Origin of the sequence: Collinsella sp. AM17-1, assembly GCF_003470665.1 — a bacterium.
Lineage (GTDB): Bacteria > Actinomycetota > Coriobacteriia > Coriobacteriales > Coriobacteriaceae > Collinsella.
The window spans coordinates 15,480-34,287 of sequence record NZ_QRJZ01000018.1; the positions used below are offsets into that span (position 1 = coordinate 15,480).

The window sequence follows — 18,808 nt, forward strand, 5'->3', positions numbered from 1 at the left end:
CTCCCTCATTCATGTGAACCCCGATGCTACCACATAAGCAGCTCATTTGGGTTGGGGCTCTTTTGACTACCTCAGCGGTGTTCGCTCATTCTGTAAGCATCGGATTTCGCGAGCGCCGCGGGGACAAACCGTGAGAAACTATTTAGCGTTTATGGAGCGTATGCGATGGGAGCGATGCCTTGGATAAGAACGAGCTGCAAAAGCGTATGGAACAGGCCATCCGCCTGACGGCACCTGGTCAGCCGATCCGCACCGCCCTCGACATGATCATCGCCGGTCATCTGGGTGCCCTTATCTGCGTCGGCGACACCGAAAACGTGCTCGCTGCCGGTAACGACGGCTTCCCACTCAACATTTCGTTCACCTCGAACCGCCTGTTCGAGCTCTCCAAGATGGACGGTGCCATCGTTATCGATGGCGACCTCACCCAGATTCTGCGCGCCAACTTCCACCTCAATCCCGATCCCTCGCTCGCCACGAGTGAGACGGGCATGCGTCACCGTACTGCCGCTCGCATGTCGGTGCTCACCGATGCCATCGTGATCTCGGTCTCGGCCCGTCGTGCCGTCGTCAACGTGTACGTCCACGGCAAGAGTTACGAGATCCAGCCCGTCACCACCATCATGAGCTCGGTCAACCAGCTCGTCGCCACGCTTCAGACCACCCGTCAGTCGCTCGACCGCTCCTTGCTGCGCCTGACGGCCCTTGAGCTCGACGACTACGTCACGCTCGCCGACATCACCGGCATCTTCTCGAGCTTCGAGATCATGCAGCAGGCAAAAACCGAGCTTAAGGATTGCATCGTCAAGCTGGGTAATCAGGGCAAGCTCGTGCAGATGCAGCTCGAGCAGCTCGCGGGCTCCAGCATGGATACCGAATACGACCTGATGATCCGTGACTACGCAAGCGATTCCTCTGAGGCCAACGCCGAGAAGATCCGCGCCAACCTAAGCCGTATGACACCTAAGGACCTGTCCGACCCACAGCATGTGGCGGCGGTTCTGGGCTACGACGACCTGGACGAGGACTCCGTCATGACGCCGCTGGGCCTGCGCACGCTTTCGCGCGTGTCCGTCGTGCGCGACGGCGTGGCCGAGAAGATCGTCGACGAGTATGGATCGCTGCAGGAGCTCATGGATGACATCAGCGAGGATCCGGAGCGCTTGGGCGACTTTGGCGTCAACAACCCTGCCATTCTTGCGGACTCGCTGTACCGCATGAAGGGCACCAAACAGGGGAACGCATAATGGCGCCCGTATGCGCCGTGGTCGTTGCCGGTGGCAGCGGCCAGCGCTTTGGTAACCCCGGTGGCAAGCAGCTCGTCAATGTAGCGGGTCGTCCGCTTATGAGCTGGTCCATCCGCGCATTTGACCGTAGCAATAAGGTCGGCCACATCGTCGTGGTTTGCCCTGCCGAGCGTCGTGCCGAGATGCGCCGCCTGGCCATCAGCCCGTATTCGTATAGCACGCCCATCAGCTTTGCCGATGCCGGCGAGACCCGCCAGGATTCCACCCGCGCCGGCGTGCACGCGGTGCCGGCGGGCTTTGAATACGTCGCCATCCACGACGGCGCCCGTCCGCTCATCACGACCGAGGCCATCGATCATGCGATCGACGTGCTCGTGAGCGACCGCGCCCTCGACGGTGTCGTGTGCGGCCAGCCTGCCATCGACACACTCAAGATTGTCGACGGCGACAACATCGTCGAGACGCCGCCGCGCGAGCTTTACTGGGCCGCGCAGACGCCGCAGATCTTTAGCGTCGACGCCATGAGGCGTGCCCATGCCACGGCGATTGCTGAGGGCTTTATCGGTACGGACGATTCGTCGCTGGTCGAGCGCATGGGTGGGCGCGTCCGCTGCGTCCAGAGCCCGCGCGATAACCTTAAGGTGACGGTGCCCGAGGACCTGCGTCCCGTAACCGCGATTCTGCTCGGTCGCATGGCCGAGGGAGAGGACCTTCCCCATGTTCAGTAACCTGCGCATTGGACACGGCTACGACGTTCACCGTCTGGTGGAGGGGCGTCGATGTATCATCGGCGGTGTCGACATTCCCTACGAGCGCGGCCTGCTGGGCCACTCGGATGCCGATGTGCTCGCGCACGCCTTGGCCGACGCCATTCTGGGCGCCTGCCGCGGGGGAGACATTGGCAAGCTATTCCCCGACACCGATCCCGCCTATGAGGGCGCCGACTCGATGGTGCTGCTCGCTCGCGTGATGGACTATGCACGCGAGCTGGGCTTTGAGTTTGTCGATGCCGACTGCACCATTGCCTGCCAGCAGCCCAAGATCACCCCGCATCGCGATGCCATGCGCGCCAACCTGGCCCATGCCCTGGGCGTCGACGTCGAAAACGTGGGCGTCGCCGCCACTACGACCGAAAAGCTCGGTTGGGAAGGTCAAGGCGAGGGAATTGGCGCCTGGGCCGTCTGCCTGTTACAGAAAACCGTTAAGGAGTAACGAATGCGTATCTACAACAGCGCTACCCATAAAAAGGAAGAGTTCCAGCCCATCGAGTCCGGCAAGGTCCGCATGTACGTGTGCGGCCCCACGGTCTACGACAACATCCACATCGGCAATGCCCGCACGTTCATCAGCTTTGACGTGATTCGTCGTTGGCTCATCGCGAGCGGCTACGAGGTCACGTTCGCCCAGAACCTCACCGATGTCGACGACAAGATCATCAAGCGCGCCAACGAGCAGGGCCGTACGGCTGCCGAGGTCGCGACGGAGTTCTCCGACAAGTTCATCGGCGTCATGCGTGCCGCCAACGTGCTCGATCCCGATGTGCGCCCCCGCGCCACCAAAGAGATCGGCCCCATGATCGCCATGATCAAGACGCTCATCGAGCAGGGCCACGCCTACGCCGCCGATAACGGCGACGTGTACTTTGCCGTGCGCAGCGATTCCAACTATGGTCAGGTCTCGGGCCGCAACATCGACGACCTTATGGTTGGCGCGCGCATCGAGGAGAACGAGGACAAGAACGACCCGCTCGACTTTGCCCTGTGGAAGGCCGCTAAGCCCGGCGAGCCCAGCTGGCCGAGCCCCTGGGGCGAGGGCCGTCCCGGTTGGCACACCGAGTGCGCCGCCATGGTGCATCGCTACCTGGGCACCCCGATCGACATCCACGGCGGCGGCTCCGACCTTGCCTTCCCGCATCACGAGAACGAGTGCGCCCAGGCCACCTGCGCCTGGCACCAGGGCTTCTCCAACACCTGGATGCACACGGGCATGCTGCTGGTAGACGGCGAGAAAATGTCCAAGTCGCTCGGCAACTTCTTTACGCTGGCCGAGGTCCTCGAGCAGCACTCTGCCGCGGCCCTGCGCCTGCTGATGCTGCAGACGAGCTATCGCTCGCCGCTCGACTTTTCGTGGGAGCGCCTGGAGGGTGCCGAGAACTCGCTCACGCGTATCGCCGGTACGGTCGAGAACCTGCGCTGGGCCGCGAACCATGCGACGGCCGAGGCCGATGAGGCAGCATCCGAGGCGTTTGCCGCCAAGGCCGCCGAGACCCGTGCCACCTTTAAGGAGTGCATGGACGACGACTTTAACACCGCCGGTGCCATGGGTGCCGTCTTTGGCTTTGTGACCGAGTGCAACCAGTACCTGGAGCAGGCGGGCGACGCTGCCGACAAGGCCGCCGCGCTTGCCGCCGCCGATACGCTGGTCGAGCTGCTCGATACGTTTGGCGTTGAGCTTCCCGAGCCCAAAGTCGAGCTGCCGCTTGGCCTGCTGGGCGTTGCCGCCGGTTTGGTTGCCTACATTGGTGACGACGTGGATGAGGCCGCTGCCAAGATTCTCGAGGCTCGCGCCGATGCCCGTGCCGCCAAGAACTGGGATCTGGCAGACGCCATCCGCGACCAGCTCAAGGACTTGGGTCTGACGATTGAAGATACGGCCGCCGGCACTCGTATTAAGACTCTCTAATCCCTGCGGGTTTTCCAAGCACCCGACCGCCCGAGCCACGGCACCTTGCCTTTCAATCGTCGGGCATGACCTCAAGGTCTATGCCCTTCTCTTTCAAGGCAATCTGCCGCACCTCGGGCGGTCGGTCTATTTGTTTCGTTTGATAGTTGTATTTAGGAGGTCGCTTTATGGCCGACAATCGCAAGTGTGCGCCTCGTGGTGGCAAACAGGCTGCTTCTGGCTCGCGCCCGATTCGCCGCAATGACCGCGCTGCCGCTTCCAAGGACCAGCGCGAGCGCTCCCAAGCCCAGGCTGCGCGTTCGCAGCGAGATCGCAACCGCGACAACATTCAGGTCCCCAAGGGCGAGTTTATCGAAGGTCGTCGTGCTGCCGCCGAGGCGCTGCGCACTGGTTTTCCCATCAAGTGCGCGCTCATCGCCGAGGGCGGGGAGCGCGATGCCGCCTTGTCGCGCCTGGTCGATGACCTCAACGCCGCGGGTGCCCGCATTAAGTATGTGCCGCGCGCGCAGCTCGATGCGCTGTCGAGCCATGGCGCTCACCAGGGCATTGCGCTCGAGGTGGGTAATTTCCCCTATGCTGATGTCGCCGATATCCTCGATCGCGCGGGTGACGGACCGGCGCTCGTCGTCGTGCTCGACCATGTGACCGACGATGGCAACTTTGGTGCGATCGTGCGCTCCGCCGAGGTCGTGGGCGCGGCGGGCGTCATCATTGCAAACAAGCGCGCCGCCGGTGTGACCGTGGGCAGCTACAAAACCTCTGCTGGTGCCGTCATGCACCTGCCCATCGCGCAGGTTCCCAATATCGCCCGAGCGCTTGACGACCTCAAGGCCGCCGGCTTTTGGGTGAGCGGTGCTTCCGAGCACGCCAAGGGCAGCTGCTGGGATGCTCCCTTTGAGGGCCGCGTTGCGCTCGTCATGGGCTCCGAGGGCGACGGCATCTCGCGCCTGGTGCTCGAGAAATGCGACTTTTTGACCAAGCTTCCCCAGCGCGGCATGACCGAGAGTCTCAATGTGGCCCAGGCGACCACCGCGCTGTGCTTTGAGTGGCTGCGCCGCAATGCCGGCGAGCTCATGGGGGAGGAGTAGCGCATGTCCAAGAAGAACCGCGCCAAGTCCAAGGCCAAGCGCTTTGGCGAGGGCTCGGCCAAGCCAATTGTTTCGGCCGCGACCTATGGCGTGGGCGGCAATGCGTTTGCGCAGGCTATCGCCGACCCGGTCTCGACGGTGCACTCCAATAAGCCCGAGCTGCTGGTGGTCGACGGCTACAACGTGATTCACTGCACGCCGCGCTACGAAAAGCTCGTCTACGACCATTCCGACGATCCATATTCCAGCGACGTCCACGATATGGCTCGTACTGCGCTTATCAACGATGTCGCGGCGTTTGCCCAGGGCCGTTACGAGGCCGTGATCGTGTTCGACGGCGCGGGCAACATCTCCAACGAGCGCCCCAACCTACCGGCCCGCGGCGTGCGCATCGAGTTCTCGCCGACGGGCGTCTCTGCCGATACCGTGGTGCAGAAGCTCTGCATCGAGGCGCGTGAGGAAGGCCGCGCGTGCTCCGTGGTATCGAGTGACGGCACAATACAGGCCGTCGTCATGGGCAAGGGCGTCACGCGCATCTCGAGCCGTATGCTGGTGGACGAGATCAAACAGATCGACAACGACGTTCACGAGGCAGAGGAAGCTCCGCAGATCAAGATGACTCTGGGCAGCCGCCTGAGTCCCGATGCCCTGGCCAAGCTCAAGGCCCTGCGCGGACGGTAGGGGATTATCCATAGAGACCCGTTTTCCAATTGGCCGGCCCGTTGATTTGTAATCAATGGACTGTGGGTTGCCGTCGCCAAAACGAATAGTTTTTGGTTCTGGCGAACAGATAAAACTATTCGTTCTGACGAATAGTTTTGAGATGTGGTAGGTCGAAGGGTCTGTTGCGCCCCGTCCGTAATTCCTTTATCCTAAACAGGCTTCGCGCGAAAGCGCCAAGTGTGCCAGTGTGGCGCAACGGTAGCGCAACTGATTTGTAATCAGTGGGTTGCGGGTTCGATTCCTGTCACTGGCTCCATGAGAGTTTCGGGCTCTGTCTCTATATGGGACAGAGCCCGTTTCTATTTAGGTGGTGCGCCATCGGGTTAGCGCCCATCCCGTTTTTGGTTTGTCTCGTCCTCCAGTTTGTCTAAATCTGTAACACCAAGACCGATATTCGGCATCTAACTGTTACAGATTGAGATGAAACTTAGGGTGTTTTAGGAATATCTTGATCTGTAACATCTAGAAGCGGAATAGGCCTCTTGCTGTTACAGATCGAGACAAGGGCGAGCGCGGATCTGGATGTCCTGCTCGAGCGTGGATTTCTGGATACGCGAGCGAAGAAAATCTCCCGACCGGAGAACGAGCGTGGATAATTAACTTGGATAGGGAGCTAAGGTAAACACCGATTGTCTATCGACGGCTTTAGAAACAACGACCCCGATTTCATTGTGGAATCGGGGCCGTTTGTGCCTCAGGAATCCGAATGGATTAATCGAGCTCCTAAGGAACTTCTTGGGTTCTTGCTAATGGTCTGCCGAGGATGTCCCCAATGCAAACAGCGGGCATCTACTCAATATAGCTGGGGTTCTTCTTGATGATCACGCGTGCAGCGATGAAGGAGACGACGATGGCGATGATGGCGACAACGCATGCCAGCACGAAGTTACCCATGGACCCATCGGGAGCGATAAAGATGAGTGCCGAAAGAAGGCCGGGGCATGCTCCCGCAACATACTCTTTCAGAACAAAGATGCCTGCAGGGAGTCCAGCGCAGAGCGCGCCGATTGCCGTGCCGACAAGCAGGCGGGGACGCTCGATGAGGCAACCGTAGAACGCGGGCTCGGTTACGCCACAGAGTGCGGTGACGGCAACCGTGGTGACCATACCCCTCTTCTCTTTGTTTCCCTTCATGGCAGTTGCCAGGGCGAGGCTCGTGCCGCCAATGCAGAGGTTCGAGATGAATCCAAAGATAATGGGTGCCCAACCGAGCTGCGCCAGGCTCGTAACTTCGATTGCGATGTAAGCCTTATCGAGACCGAGCATGACGAAATAGGGGTTAAGGGCTGCCAGGATCGGAGTAGCGATAAATGCCACGTTGTCCATAAGCCACGTGACGGCATCGCTCAGCGCGTAGCCCATCATGCTGCCGGCGGGGCCAAGGATAATAAGCTCGACGGGCACGACGATGATCATGGTGAGCAGCGGCTTCAAGAACAGTTTGGTAACGTCGGGAATAATCTTCTGAAGGCCGCGGTCGACAAAGTACATGAATACAACGCCCAGTACGATGGGCACTACCGTACTCGAATAGTCGTTCGTCGGGATGGGAATACCAAGAAAGTCGAGACCCTCGGCACCGCTAATGGACGAGCTGATCATGATCGCGCCCAGCAATGCGCCCATGATGGGCTGCAACTTCATGACGGCCGCGAGCTGATAACCAAGATAAACGGGTAAGAAGCTAAACGAAGCGCTAAAGATCGCCAACAGGACCTGGGCGGTTCCGCTATCGGTGCTCAATCCGCAATAATTGACCAGGAGATTCTTGATCGAAAGAATGAGTCCGCCAACGATGAGCGCCGGGACGATGGGCATGAATACCTGTGCAGAGACGTTCCCGAATTTCTCAATCAAGCCCATGGCGGTGTTACCGCTTTTAATGCCTTCTGCAAGGTCTTTGGCGGTTTGGGCATCGTCGGCAACCGTGCCACCGCCGACTTCGATTCCCGCGAAGTCGAGGAAGTCGTTGTAAGCCTCGGTGACGTTGGGGCCGATGATCACCTGAAGCTGGCCACCGCTGACTACTGCCCCGAGCGCCTGATCGGCCGATTTGGCGAGCTGGAGATCGATGATCGAGGTGTCTCGTGCGTCGATGCGAAGGCGCGTCGCACAATGAGTTACCGATGTAATGTTCTCTTTGCCGCCAACAGCCTTTAGGACTGTTTCGGACATTGCCTGATATTTCATCTCTTTCTCCTAACCTTCCTGCTCCTGATACTTCGAGATAAGGTCTCGGTACCAATACCAGCTCTTTTTGGGGGTGCGCTCCAGATTGTTCTCGAAGTCGATATGGACAAGTCCGTATCGTTTTTCGTAGCCGTTGATCCAGCTATACAGATCCATCGTCGACCAGAGGTAGTAGCCCTCAACGCGCGCGCCGTCGCGCTTAGCCCTCATCATGTGCTCGATGAACTGGCCCAGAAGCTCGATGCGGTCATCATCGTGGATCATTCCGTCTGCGTCTGGTTGCTCATAGGCGCCATGTCCGTTTTCCGTAATAAAGATGCGGGGCGCGTCATAGCGCTCGTGGACATCCATGATGGTTGAATACATGCAACCTGGGAGTATTTCGCGGCCCCATTTATTGCGGGGAACATTGCTGTCGCGGGCGCTTTCAAACAAGGGCGCAATGCATTTTCCTTCGACCTTTTTGCTCGAACCGCCCTTATTGTTCGCCGAAACGGCAAGCTCTCCACCGTGCCAGTCGGTTACATACTCTCGGCAATACACGTTGAGTCCAATAAAATCGACTTTACCGTCTCTGAATTCTTCTACGTCATTTGGGGATCGATAGAGCGAGACGCCAAGTTTTTCAAGGATTTCGTCCATTTCTGGCGGCAGTTGACCCTGAAGCGCTGGTGCCAGAATCATGCGATTGGCGAAAAAGTCTGCGTATCGAAATACGTCATCAGGGTGCTCGGTTGCCGGGTCGAGTTCGACAACGCCGCCATCGTGGACGGCGCCGATGATGCCGTCGTAGCCCATTTGACGATATGTTCGGACTGCGAGTGCGCTCGCGCGCATCAGGTTGTACTGAAACTGCATGTACGACTGAACGTCGAGCGATCGATTGGGGGGATAGTTGCCCAACATGTTTACGCAGTAGCTGTAGAAATGCGGCTCGTTAACGGTAGCCCAGATTTTGACGCGGTCTCCAAAGCGCTCAAAGCAAATCTTGGCGTATTTGCAGAACCACTCTGCCATGTCGTTGTTCAGCCATCCGCCTTTGCAAGCAAGCGTGAATGGTAGATCGTAATGGAACAGCGTAACGTTGGGCTCTATGCCATTTTCGAGGCAACAATCAATGACCCGATTATAAAAATCGATACCCTCTTCATTCACTTCGCCGATACCCGTGGGGATGATTCGACTCCATGAAAGAGAGAAGCGATAAGTGTTTTGTCCGCCTTCTTTCATCATGCGGATATCTTCTTCATAGCGATGGTAGAAGTCGCAAGATACATCACCGTCAACATGGTTGATGTTCTTATTGCTTGTGTGGCTAAAGAAATCCCACTCGCCAAGGCCTTTGCCGTCTTCGTTCCAGGCACCCTCGCACTGATAAGACGCCGTGGCGGAACCCCAGAGAAACGGCATGTTGTTCACGTTGTCCATGAATCCCCTTTCCATCATTCAACACGGTGGATACGTGTGGCGGAATTACGATTAAGATGACGTCAACTGATTTGAATCATAGGAGAACGACCAAAGCTGTTTGATTCAATAAATGAACCATGATTTCGAGGAGAGCGGAAAGAGGGATCACGTGAATATCAATGACTTCGATGTGCTCAATCGCATTAGCTCAATCATCAACAGCGAGTTTGGGTCAAACGATGCCGCCATCGCTCGATATCTCATCGCTCACATTAGGCGTTCGAGCGAAATCAATGTTGCCGCAATAACCCGCGATGCATTCGTGACCCGTTCCGCTGTTCGTCGTTTCTGCAATCGATTGGGCTACCAGTCTCTTAGCGATTTGAAAGAATCATTTACTCAATCAGTCTTTCCAAGCGACTTAAGCCATCGAGAGGAGGAATTTGGCTACGAGGAGTACAGGGCAGAGCTCGACGTTCGCATGATCGAGATGTTCGCTGAGGTTGAAAGCGGCGTGTCCGATATCGCTATTAAGCACCTTGCCGACGAAATTGATGGCCATAAAAACGTTGAAATCTGGTGCACCAATAATGTGAGCGCCAATCTCGTACGATTTCAGCAGGAAATGTTTTATGCGGGCAAGATAGTTCGCATAGTTGCTGGGGCTAACGTCGCGGAATTGAAAAACATGGGAGACGTTTCGCAGTCATTGATAATTCTCGTATCGGTCTCCGGGCTATTTGCGTCACAGGCACGTGAGTATCTTGATTGCCGTTCGGGCAGGAAGATTCTAATTACTGCGTTTAGCAACGATGACAAATCGAGGTCTTTTGACCGTGTATATCGTCTTGGTAATGCGGGAAACGGAATTGACCGACTCGGCGTTTATTCGAAATATGCCATGACTTATTTCTTCGACTTGCTATCGTCGTGTTACTTGAGTCGCTACCCCTGCACCAAGGGGGAGCCGCTCTATGGGTCTACTTTGGCCTGGCCCGAGTAGTTCGGCTCTATAGTTCTCCCGCTTAGTGAATGATCGTGGATAATCTGCCACTTTGGCCTTGGGGGCACGCCAATAGTGGGAGATTGTCCACGCTCGATTTCAAACGGAAGAAAATCCACGCTCGAATCTGCCACGGAAGCCCGATCTCGACCTATATATAGGTGCAAATAGGCTGTTATCGAAGTTCGATCCTGAAGGTGTACTCCACTACGCCAAAGTGTTACCTTGGGAAATGTCACCTCTGTATCCAAAACCACTGTCCTTCACATCCAAACTCAACAAAACCGCAGGTCACGGCTATATAGATACGCCCGGAACCGTGTATCTAGAGGTTTTCGTTGACAGCCCCCAAGGTTGCATCGTATTATCTTTTTCGTTCGCGGGGGCGGCGGTCCAAAAGACCAAAGGACCTGCGGATACTTGAACGATTGGGAGTTTGCCCGAGTGGTTAATGGGGACGGGCTGTAAACCCGTTGGCTCTGCCTACATAGGTTCGAATCCTATAGCTCCCACCCGTCAAGTGCCTGTATAGCTCAGTCGGTAGAGCACTTCGTTGGTAACGAAGAGGTCACCAGTTCAAGTCTGGTTGCAGGCTCCATCCGGCGGTGTAGCTCAGTTGGTTAGAGCACACGGTTCATACCCGTGGCGTCACTGGTTCGAATCCAGTCACCGCTACCATAGGTAACACGGTGGCTTCTCAATAGTATGTTGAGAGGCCACTATGGTATAAAGGCAAAGTCCCGTCCGGGGACGACCTGTTTAGAGGAGGGCTTTATGGCCAAAGAGAAGTTTGAGCGCACTAAGCCGCATGTTAACATCGGCACCATTGGTCACGTCGACCACGGCAAGACCACGCTGACCGCTGCCATCACCAAGGTTCTCTCCGAGACCGAGGGCTGCAAGGCTGACTTCACTGCGTTCGAGAACATCGACAAGGCTCCCGAGGAGCGTGAGCGCGGCATTACGATCTCCGTCTCCCACGTCGAGTACGAGACCGCTTCCCGTCACTACGCTCACGTTGACTGCCCGGGCCACGCTGACTACGTCAAGAACATGATCTCCGGTGCTGCTCAGATGGACGGCGCTATCCTGGTCATCGCCGCTACCGACGGCCCCATGGCTCAGACCCGCGAGCACATCCTGCTCGCCCGTCAGGTCGGTGTTCCCTACATCGTCGTCTTCCTGAACAAGTGCGATATGGTCGACGATGACGAGCTCATCGACCTCGTCGAGATGGAGACCCGTGAGCTCCTCTCCGAGTACGATTTCCCCGGCGACGACATTCCCGTCATCCGTGGTTCCGCTCTGGGCGCTCTCGAGGGCGACGCCAAGTGGATGGACGCTATCCGCGAGCTCATGAACGCCGTCGACGAGTACATCCCGACGCCTGCTCGTAACAACGACCTCCCGTTCCTGATGGCCGTTGAGGACGTTATGACCATCTCCGGCCGTGGTACCGTTGCTACCGGCCGTGTCGAGCGCGGTGAGCTCAAGCTCAACGAGCCCGTCGAGATCGTCGGCATCAAGGATACCCAGAACACCGTTGTTACCGGTATCGAGATGTTCCGTAAGTCCATGGACTTCTGCGAGGCTGGCGACAACGTCGGTCTGCTGCTCCGCGGCATCAAGCGTGAGGACATCGAGCGCGGCCAGGTTCTCTGCAAGCCCGGTTCGGTTACCCCGCACACCAAGTTCACCGGTGAGATCTACGTTCTGACCAAGGAGGAGGGCGGCCGTCATACCCCGTTCTTCGATGGTTATCGTCCTCAGTTCTACTTCCGTACCACCGACGTTACCGGTACGGTCAAGCTCCCCGAGGGCACCGAGATGGCTATGCCTGGTGACCACATCACCATCGAGGGCGACCTCATCCACCCGATCGCCATGGAGGAGGGCCTGCGCTTCGCTATCCGCGAGGGTGGCCACACCGTCGGTTCGGGCATCGTCTCCACGATCATTGAGTAAATTAGCTCTTTGATATAGCTGACTTAGAGAACCCGGCACTTATTTGGGTGCCGGGTTCTTTTCTGCAATGGATATTGAGCCGTTGCTGGTGTCGAGAGGATCGATAATGGTCCTGGATGCACCGTCGATTAGATCTCGATGGCTTCATTGATGTGTTCCAAATATGAATGGATCCACCGAGAACCAATTGACTCGAGGTTTTCATTGACAGCACTTACGTGGAGCTGATAAAGTAACAACTCGTGCCCGTACGGGGCGGAAATGAAAGGTTCAGGATACATGCGTACTCTAGTTACTCTTGCGTGCACTGAGTGCAAGCGCCGCAACTATACGACCACCAAGAACAAGTCGACCATGCCTGATCGTATGGAGATCAAGAAGTATTGCCCCTGGTGCCGTCACCACACGCTGCACAAAGAGACTCGCTAGTCTCTAGTCATATACGCCAGTAGTTCAATTGGTAGAGCATCGGTCTCCAAAACCGAGTGTTGAGGGTTCGAGTCCTTCCTGGCGTGCCAGTCATTATTCCGTAAGCTCCCACTTGGGGGCTTACGGTTTACTCATGTATAAGCGCATTGCGCGGAGGTAACCCAAATGGCCAACAAGAAGAACAAGAAGAAGGCACAGCAGCAGGCGCCTGCCAACAACGCTGCCGCCAACTCCAAGGTTGAGGCCAAGAAGGCCGTTGCCAAGAAGAGCGAGAAGGCTGCGAAGTCCAAGAAGAACGAGAAGCCTGGTTTCTTCGCCCGCACCAAGAAGTATTTCGCTTCGGTGAAGTCCGAGATGAAGCGTGTCACGTGGCCCGATAAGAAGGAGCTCGTGAACTACTCGGTCGTCGTTTGCGCTTCTCTGATCGTCGTCGGCGTCGTCATCGCTCTGCTCGATGCTGGCTTTGGCGAGGCTCTTGCTCTGTTCTCTGGATTGAGGGGCTAAACCATGTCTAAGCGTTGGTACGTCGTTCACACTTACTCTGGATACGAGAACCGCGTTAAGTCCGATCTCGAGCATCGCATCGAGACTATGGGCATGCAGGACCGTATCTTTGATATCGAGATTCCTATGGAGCGCGTCACCGAGATTAAAGAGGGTGGCAAGCGTGAGACCAAGGATTCCAAGATCTTCCCGGGTTATGTCCTGGTCCGCATGGAGATGGATGACGATGCTTGGACGTGCGTTCGTAACACGCCTGGCGTCACCGGTTTCCTGGGCGGCAACGGCAAGCCCGCTCCGCTTTCCCGCGACGAGTACAACAAGATGACTCGTCGTCCCGGTAAGGGCGATTCGCCCAAGCGCACCTCGGTTGATATTCAGGTCGGCACGTCCGTCCGCGTCACCGATGGCCCGCTTACCGACTTTGATGGCAAGGTCTCCGAGGTTAACACCGAGGCTGGCAAGCTCAAGGTCACGCTGATGATCTTTGGCCGCGAGACGCCGGTCGAGCTCGACTTTAACCAGGTCGCTGTCATCGCTTAAGTTTTCGTCCGTTCGCGCGAGCGTGCTTCTTCTGTGACTGCTCATCTCAGGAGTGCTTCTAACACGTGCGTGCTTACGATATAGCAAGTACTTCACACTCGTGATTCGAAAGGAATGACCATGGCTGAGAAGAAGGTTGCCAACGTCATTAAGCTCCAGATTCCTGCTGGTGCAGCTAACCCCGCTCCTCCCGTCGGCCCCGCCCTGGGCGCTGCTGGCGTGAACATCATGCAGTTCTGCCAGGCCTTTAACGCCGAGACGCAGGACAAGAAGGGCGACATCATCCCCGTTGAGATCTCTGTCTACGAGGACAAGTCCTTCTCCTTCATCACCAAGACCCCGCCGGCGGCTCACCTCATCAAGAAGGAGCTGAACCTCAAGTCTGGTTCCGCTAAGCCCCAGGCCGACAAGGTTGGTCAGCTCTCTCAGGAGCAGCTCACCAAGATCGCCGAGATCAAGATGCCGGACCTCAATGCCAACGACATTGACGCCGCCAAGAAGATCATCGCCGGTACCGCCCGTTCCATGGGCGTCACCATCGCTGAGTAGCGATTTCTTTAGGTAATGACGGGTGCTCCGACCGGGGCGCCCGTTATATGTGTGCAATAGGGCACACGATACGATGTGGGAGGGCTCACGCCCGTTTAACCACAGGAGGTAATGCACATGGCTAAGCATGGTAAGAGCTATAACGCCGCTGCCGAGAAGATCGACCGCGCCACGCTCTACACCCCCCTTCAGGCTGCCAAGCTCATCAAGGAGCTCGACACCGCCAAGTTCGACGAGACCGTCGAGGCCCACTTCCGTCTGGGCATCGATACTCGTAAGGCTGACCAGAACATCCGTGGTTCCATCTCCCTGCCTCACGGCACCGGCAAGACCGTTCGTGTTGCTGTCTTCGCCGAGGGCGAGAAGGCCCGCGAGGCCGAGGCTGCCGGCGCCGACATCATCGGTTCCGACGAGCTCGTCGCCCAGATCCAGAAGGGCGAGATCAACTTCGACGCCGCTATCGCTACGCCGAACATGATGGCCAAGGTTGGCCGCATTGGTAAGATCCTTGGTCCCCGTGGCCTCATGCCGAACCCCAAGCTCGGCACCGTGACCATGGACGTCGCCAAGATGGTCTCCGAGCTCAAGGCCGGCCGCGTTGAGTACCGCGCCGACCGCTACGGCATCTGCCACGTGCCCCTGGGCAAGAAGTCCTTCTCTGAGCAGCAGCTCGTCGAGAACTACGCTGCCCTGTACACCGAGATCCTGCGCGTCAAGCCCTCTTCTGCTAAGGGCAAGTACGTCAAGTCCATCTCCGTGTCTTCCACCATGGGCCCTGGCGTCAAGGTCGATCCCGCTATCCAGCGCGACTTCCTGGCTGAGTAACTAACAGTTACTGCCTGAGCAAAGCAAGCATTGCTAAAGAGACCCGGTTCTGCTTCGTGCAGGACCGGGTCTCTTGCTTTTGAGTCAACGAACCCACCACGAAGGGGACAGGCACCCTTGTGGTGGTTTTACTTGTGTTGTACTTTAGCGCGATGTAGTACTACCCGAGGCCGAAGGGAGCCCAACATGTTTAAGAACACGCAACAGCTCCTAGGCCTAGCGCTACTAGATTGGATAGCGCGCTAGGGTTGTAATCTCGCTATAACGATTTGTTGTACCCGGGTGCGCTATCGTCTGCCGCTTTCAGGCGTGATGAGCGACACGGGTATTTTTCTATCTCTAGGCCTTCTCTCTCTCCTGAAAGCCATCTGTCATAAAACGGTCAATCAGGAGGAACATATAAGCCGCAAAATCACAATCTTTGACGCCACCCTGTGCGACGGTGAGCAGTCGCCGGGCGCCAGCATGAATACCGAGGAAAAGCTCTTCATCGCCCGCCAGCTGGTGCGCATGAACGTGGACGTTATCGAGGCGGGCTTTCCCATCTCGAGTCCTGGTGACTTTCGCTCCGTACAGGAGATTGGCAAGATTGCGGGCGACCGATGCACGGTATGCGGCCTGACGCGCGCTGTCGACAGGGATATCGAAGTGGCTGCAGAGGCGCTCAAAACGGCCCAGAGGCCCCGTATCCATACAGGGCTGGGTGTGAGCACCAGTCACCTGCGCGACAAGCTCCATATGACTGAGGAAAGGGCAATTGAGTGAGCGATCCATGCCGTCAAACATGCTCGCAAGTTCGTTGACGATGTTGAGTTTTATGCCGAGGATGCCGGCCGCTCCGATCAGGAGTTTCTGGTGCGCATTATCGAGGCGGCCGTAAAGGCCGGTGCCACGGTCGTGAACATCCCCGATACGATGGGCCACAACATGCCGTGGGACTTTGGCGTCCGCATCCGTGACCTGCGCGGGCGCTGCGGGTGCGGCCGGTCAGCGTGCGGTCGACGTGATGGAGTATCGCGAGTACGAGATTGAGCGCATTGCGCGCCAGGCATTTGAGGCGGCGCGCAAACGTCGCGGCAAGGTGACGAGCGTTGATAAGCGCAACGTGCTGGAGACGAGCCGCATGTGGCGCGAGATCGTGCATCGCGTGCAAGACGAGGAGTACTCCGACGTGGAGCTTGAGGACCTGCTCGTCGACAACGCCGCCATGCAGCTCATCAGTCGACCGGCAGACTTTGACGTCGTGGTGACGGAGAACATGTTCGGCGACATCCTGTCCGATGAGGCGGCTCAGATTACCGGATCGCTCGGTATGCTTGCCTCTGCCTCGCTGGATGATGGCGTATCGCTGTTTGGGCCGAGCGCTGGCAGCGCTCCTGACATCGCGGGGCTCGGCGTGGCCAATCCGCTGGCTCAAATCTTGTTGGTGGCGATGCTGCTGACCTACGCGCTCGACATGGGCGAGCAAGCCGCGTGGATCGAGAGCGCCGTGGCGCGCGTGCTCGACGAGGGCTGGCGCACCCGTGACATCGCCGATGTCAACACCCCGGCAGATAAGATCCTCGGCACCACGACGATGGGCGACAAGGTCGTCGCCGCGCTGTAGGCGATGCCGATTCAAGCTGTCAAATATCTCAATCTGTAACATCTAAGGGGCAAAATCGTTCCTACCTGTTACAGATTGAGATTTTCGGCTGAGCATCCGTGGTCTGTCTCGATCTGTAACAGCTAACCGATTATTTGGGCCCTACCTGTTACAGATTGAGACAAACCGTTGGGACAGGTCGGACGAGTCAGCAAAACCACCACAAAGGTGCCGGTCCCCTTCGTGGTGGTTTTTAGCGCAACGAGGTGTTCCCAGCCGACCATACGGGCGGCCTTGCGCTCACGCTGCTCGATGACAGCGCATCTTTAGACGCGAAGTGCGGAACCGGGTGCATATACGAGCCGCGTAGCGTTACGAATTCATGGGAATGACCGTATCGCCAATTTGTACGCTTGCAATCTTGTCTGTGTCACAAACTTGCGAGAACGGCCAGGTCTTGTGGACATCAGTGGTGCCGTTATCCAGTTTATTTGCGAAATAGCCGCTGTGGCTGGTTGCGTCCTCAACATGACCGTCTTTGAACGTCACGATGAGGGGTATGTTGCCAACGGCATCCATAGACTCCTCCATGTTTTGAGACATCTTGCCGCTGTTGTTGTCGTGTTCGATGGAACGATCTATGTTGTAGCGGACTGAAACGCCAACGCAGGATACGGTGGCCTCTTGAATCGTCGCCTTGGTGCCGTTAAAGTTGACCGATTTGGGCGCGGGAATCGTAACGGATGTATCTTCGTAATTCAGCTGGAACTTAAGATCCCATGGGCCCGTAAGTATTTTCTTATACTCGGGAAGCTCTTTGCCAGCACGTGGCACAACGAGAGAGTTGATATGCGTGCGGACGGTCCTGCCCATAAGGCCGGGTGATTCAACGCTGAACTGTGCAAAGTATTGAATGCTGGAGTCATTGGGGTTCTTGTCAATGAGCCATGATTGGCCTTGGCCGCCATGCTCGCCATCAACGTATACGTTTCCATCGACACTTCCGGCGATAGTTCCGTTCTCGCCCGGCTCGGAAAGCTTTTTCAGGGCAGCGGGATCGTCGAACGTAAGCGTATAGGCGATGGTAACCATATCCTTGTCGCCCATGATGGCGTCGGCGGTCACGGTGACTCCGTTGTTGGAGCAGCTAGCACCGACGGGCCGGCCAATACGGTCGATGATCTCGGTTTGAGAAGCAGGTCCGTCAAAGATGTCGGAAAGCATGTCAGAAGGAAGCGGCAGGACGCCTGTTGCCATAGCCGTGCCAGCGCCTCCAATGACGATAGCGAGGACTGCCGTTACAGCGGCAATGCGAGCGACTGTTCTTACGGGATGGCGGGCGATGCGCGGCTTGCGTCGCGTGCCATTAAAGTTGCTTTGAGCGGTCGCCGCATCGCTCGAGGCGACGGACTGAGCAATCGAGTTTGCCATGTGCTGCTTCGCATTATCGGTAAACGAAATGTGCTCCAGGGCGTGGCGATAGTCATTCGAATTCGTAGTCATTGTGGTCTCCTTTCAAGGAAAGCCGAAGTGACGCACGTCCGCGGCTAAGGTGCTGGGCGGTTGCAGCTGGCGTCGCGTGAACGGCGTCTGCGATTTCCCTGATGCTCATGCCTGCGTAGTAGTGCAAAAAGATGGCGATGCGCTGTGCTTGAGGCAGGGCCGTGACAGCGGAAAGAATGGCGCAGTCGCGTTGCGCGAATTCTTGCTCGGTATGTGTTACGGGTGCGCAGAAATCGGGGAGCGAATCGAGGTCGACAACCGGGTGATTCGCGTGCGTACGGCCGATATCGCGACATGCGTTCAGTGCGACTCGGATCACCCAAGCACGTTCGTGTTCGAGCGAGTCGAACGGTTGAGTGCGTTGGAGAATCTTGATCAGCGTGTCCTGGCAGATGTCTTGAGCGTCGTCAGCGGATCCAAGGGCCGAATAGCACAATCGAAGGATGAGGTCGGAATACGTGTCGACCAAGCGCTTTGCTTCCCGCTCGATCTGATCGGCATCGCATCGGAGCGTGCTATTGCGGTTACGGCGTGCAGGCATAGTGTCACCTCCAATTGGTCGTGG

The 18,808-nt window shown here is 57.3% G+C and carries 18 protein-coding genes, 5 tRNA genes and 1 pseudogene; 20 read left to right on the plus strand and 4 right to left on the minus strand.

Annotated elements, in window-relative coordinates; all coding sequences use genetic code 11:
* The first annotated feature begins 206 nt into the window (after window positions 1–206).
* The 7 genes from disA (at window position 207) to DW195_RS08115 (ending at window position 5,996) form a co-directional block, all read left to right on the plus strand.
* Entirely contained in the window at window positions 207–1,247 is a 1,041-nt protein-coding gene (gene disA / locus DW195_RS08085) for a DNA integrity scanning diadenylate cyclase DisA (protein ID WP_369831362.1), read from the plus strand.
* Window positions 1,247–1,975 (plus strand): 2-C-methyl-D-erythritol 4-phosphate cytidylyltransferase, encoded by a 729-nt coding sequence (gene ispD, locus DW195_RS08090; protein ID WP_117798311.1) that lies wholly within the window; start codon window positions 1,247–1,249, stop codon window positions 1,973–1,975. The genes disA and ispD overlap by 1 nt, the downstream gene beginning before the upstream one ends.
* Window positions 1,965–2,459, plus strand: coding sequence for a 2-C-methyl-D-erythritol 2,4-cyclodiphosphate synthase (ispF, locus tag DW195_RS08095; protein WP_006234975.1), 495 nt, complete (start codon window positions 1,965–1,967; stop codon window positions 2,457–2,459). Before ispD ends, ispF begins: the two co-directional genes overlap by 11 nt.
* 3 nt (window positions 2,460–2,462) lie before the next feature.
* Window positions 2,463–3,929, plus strand: coding sequence for a cysteine--tRNA ligase (gene cysS, locus DW195_RS08100; protein WP_117798312.1), 1,467 nt, complete (start codon window positions 2,463–2,465; stop codon window positions 3,927–3,929).
* A gap of 167 nt (window positions 3,930–4,096) precedes the next feature.
* On the plus strand, window positions 4,097–5,017 hold the full coding sequence (rlmB, locus tag DW195_RS08105) for a 23S rRNA (guanosine(2251)-2'-O)-methyltransferase RlmB (RefSeq protein ID WP_118206421.1): 921 nt from the start codon (window positions 4,097–4,099) through the stop codon (window positions 5,015–5,017).
* A gap of 3 nt (window positions 5,018–5,020) precedes the next feature.
* On the plus strand, window positions 5,021–5,698 hold the full coding sequence (locus tag DW195_RS08110; protein ID WP_055309418.1) for an NYN domain-containing protein: 678 nt from the start codon (window positions 5,021–5,023) through the stop codon (window positions 5,696–5,698).
* Window positions 5,699–5,921: 223 nt separating this feature from the next.
* Window positions 5,922–5,996: transfer RNA gene (locus tag DW195_RS08115), tRNA-Thr, on the plus strand.
* A 533-nt stretch (window positions 5,997–6,529) separates the two neighbouring features.
* Here DW195_RS08115 and DW195_RS08120 read toward each other — a convergent pair.
* Both DW195_RS08120 and DW195_RS08125 read right to left on the minus strand, forming a co-directional pair.
* Entirely contained in the window at window positions 6,530–7,930 is a 1,401-nt protein-coding gene (locus DW195_RS08120) for a PTS transporter subunit EIIC (protein ID WP_118206422.1), read from the minus strand.
* 9 nt (window positions 7,931–7,939) lie between these two features.
* A complete protein-coding gene (locus tag DW195_RS08125) occupies window positions 7,940–9,358 on the minus strand; it encodes a glycoside hydrolase family 1 protein (protein ID WP_117646059.1) in 1,419 nt (472 codons plus the stop codon).
* 151 nt (window positions 9,359–9,509) lie between these two features.
* Between DW195_RS08125 and DW195_RS08130 the strand changes: the two genes are divergently transcribed.
* The 13 genes and pseudogenes from DW195_RS08130 to DW195_RS08190 all read left to right on the plus strand — a co-directional run bounded on the left by DW195_RS08130 (window position 9,510) and on the right by DW195_RS08190 (window position 16,761).
* A complete protein-coding gene (locus tag DW195_RS08130) occupies window positions 9,510–10,343 on the plus strand; it encodes a MurR/RpiR family transcriptional regulator (protein ID WP_158550121.1) in 834 nt (277 codons plus the stop codon).
* Window positions 10,344–10,773: 430 nt separating this feature from the next.
* Window positions 10,774–10,855: transfer RNA gene (locus DW195_RS08135), tRNA-Tyr, on the plus strand.
* 10 nt (window positions 10,856–10,865) lie between these two features.
* Window positions 10,866–10,941 (plus strand) — tRNA-Thr (locus DW195_RS08140).
* 3 nt (window positions 10,942–10,944) lie between these two features.
* A tRNA-Met gene (locus DW195_RS08145) sits at window positions 10,945–11,021 on the plus strand.
* Window positions 11,022–11,117: 96 nt separating this feature from the next.
* A complete protein-coding gene (gene tuf / locus DW195_RS08150; RefSeq protein WP_089572520.1) occupies window positions 11,118–12,308 on the plus strand; it encodes an elongation factor Tu in 1,191 nt (396 codons plus the stop codon).
* 279 nt (window positions 12,309–12,587) lie between these two features.
* Complete coding sequence (gene rpmG, locus DW195_RS08155; RefSeq protein WP_022093895.1) at window positions 12,588–12,737, plus strand: 50S ribosomal protein L33; 150 nt, start codon at window positions 12,588–12,590, stop codon at window positions 12,735–12,737.
* A 13-nt stretch (window positions 12,738–12,750) separates the two neighbouring features.
* Window positions 12,751–12,826, plus strand: a tRNA-Trp gene (locus DW195_RS08160).
* 76 nt (window positions 12,827–12,902) lie between these two features.
* Window positions 12,903–13,241: a preprotein translocase subunit SecE gene (secE, locus tag DW195_RS08165; RefSeq protein ID WP_089572519.1), complete on the plus strand. Its 339-nt coding sequence runs from the start codon at window positions 12,903–12,905 to the stop codon at window positions 13,239–13,241.
* 3 nt (window positions 13,242–13,244) lie between these two features.
* Window positions 13,245–13,781 carry a transcription termination/antitermination protein NusG gene (gene nusG / locus DW195_RS08170; RefSeq protein WP_006234984.1) on the plus strand — a complete coding sequence of 179 codons (537 nt, stop codon included), beginning with the start codon at window positions 13,245–13,247 and terminating at the stop codon, window positions 13,779–13,781.
* A gap of 120 nt (window positions 13,782–13,901) precedes the next feature.
* Complete coding sequence (rplK, locus tag DW195_RS08175) at window positions 13,902–14,330, plus strand: 50S ribosomal protein L11 (RefSeq protein WP_022093893.1); 429 nt, start codon at window positions 13,902–13,904, stop codon at window positions 14,328–14,330.
* Window positions 14,331–14,447: 117 nt separating this feature from the next.
* Window positions 14,448–15,155 (plus strand): 50S ribosomal protein L1, encoded by a 708-nt coding sequence (rplA, locus tag DW195_RS08180; RefSeq protein ID WP_089572518.1) that lies wholly within the window; start codon window positions 14,448–14,450, stop codon window positions 15,153–15,155.
* Between the two features lie 465 nt (window positions 15,156–15,620).
* Window positions 15,621–16,187 (plus strand): annotated as a pseudogene (locus tag DW195_RS08185) (hypothetical protein).
* Window positions 16,096–16,761 carry an isocitrate/isopropylmalate family dehydrogenase gene (locus DW195_RS08190; protein WP_233540848.1) on the plus strand — a complete coding sequence of 222 codons (666 nt, stop codon included), beginning with the start codon at window positions 16,096–16,098 and terminating at the stop codon, window positions 16,759–16,761. The pseudogene DW195_RS08185 and the gene DW195_RS08190 overlap by 92 nt, the downstream one beginning before the upstream one ends.
* Before the next feature lie 351 nt (window positions 16,762–17,112).
* Here the strand turns inward: DW195_RS08190 and DW195_RS08195 are convergent, their stop codons facing one another.
* Together DW195_RS08195 and DW195_RS08200 are read right to left on the minus strand one after the other, a co-directional pair.
* Complete coding sequence (locus DW195_RS08195; RefSeq protein ID WP_117635373.1) at window positions 17,113–18,243, minus strand: DUF4179 domain-containing protein; 1,131 nt, start codon at window positions 18,241–18,243, stop codon at window positions 17,113–17,115.
* Window positions 18,224–18,784, minus strand: a complete 561-nt coding sequence (locus DW195_RS08200; RefSeq protein WP_117583099.1) for an RNA polymerase sigma factor — start codon at window positions 18,782–18,784, stop codon at window positions 18,224–18,226. The genes DW195_RS08195 and DW195_RS08200 overlap by 20 nt, the downstream gene beginning before the upstream one ends.
* Between the last annotated feature and the right edge of the window lie 24 nt (window positions 18,785–18,808).

Bases quoted from the DNA above. Each gene is read 5' to 3' on its own strand.
- disA (WP_369831362.1), top strand. From the start codon at position 207: ATGGAACAGGCCATCCGCCTGACGGCACCTGGTCAGCCGATCCGCACC.
- ispD (WP_117798311.1), top strand. From the start codon at position 1,247: ATGGCGCCCGTATGCGCCGTGGTCGTTGCCGGTGGCAGCGGCCAGCGC.
- ispF (WP_006234975.1), top strand. From the start codon at position 1,965: ATGTTCAGTAACCTGCGCATTGGACACGGCTACGACGTTCACCGTCTG.
- cysS (WP_117798312.1), top strand. From the start codon at position 2,463: ATGCGTATCTACAACAGCGCTACCCATAAAAAGGAAGAGTTCCAGCCC.
- rlmB (WP_118206421.1), top strand. From the start codon at position 4,097: ATGGCCGACAATCGCAAGTGTGCGCCTCGTGGTGGCAAACAGGCTGCT.
- DW195_RS08110 (WP_055309418.1), top strand. From the start codon at position 5,021: ATGTCCAAGAAGAACCGCGCCAAGTCCAAGGCCAAGCGCTTTGGCGAG.
- DW195_RS08120 (WP_118206422.1), bottom strand. From the start codon at position 7,930: ATGAAATATCAGGCAATGTCCGAAACAGTCCTAAAGGCTGTTGGCGGC.
- DW195_RS08125 (WP_117646059.1), bottom strand. From the start codon at position 9,358: ATGGACAACGTGAACAACATGCCGTTTCTCTGGGGTTCCGCCACGGCG.
- tuf (WP_089572520.1), top strand. From the start codon at position 11,118: ATGGCCAAAGAGAAGTTTGAGCGCACTAAGCCGCATGTTAACATCGGC.
- rpmG (WP_022093895.1), top strand. From the start codon at position 12,588: ATGCGTACTCTAGTTACTCTTGCGTGCACTGAGTGCAAGCGCCGCAAC.
- secE (WP_089572519.1), top strand. From the start codon at position 12,903: ATGGCCAACAAGAAGAACAAGAAGAAGGCACAGCAGCAGGCGCCTGCC.
- nusG (WP_006234984.1), top strand. From the start codon at position 13,245: ATGTCTAAGCGTTGGTACGTCGTTCACACTTACTCTGGATACGAGAAC.
- rplK (WP_022093893.1), top strand. From the start codon at position 13,902: ATGGCTGAGAAGAAGGTTGCCAACGTCATTAAGCTCCAGATTCCTGCT.
- rplA (WP_089572518.1), top strand. From the start codon at position 14,448: ATGGCTAAGCATGGTAAGAGCTATAACGCCGCTGCCGAGAAGATCGAC.
- DW195_RS08195 (WP_117635373.1), bottom strand. From the start codon at position 18,243: ATGACTACGAATTCGAATGACTATCGCCACGCCCTGGAGCACATTTCG.
- DW195_RS08200 (WP_117583099.1), bottom strand. From the start codon at position 18,784: ATGCCTGCACGCCGTAACCGCAATAGCACGCTCCGATGCGATGCCGAT.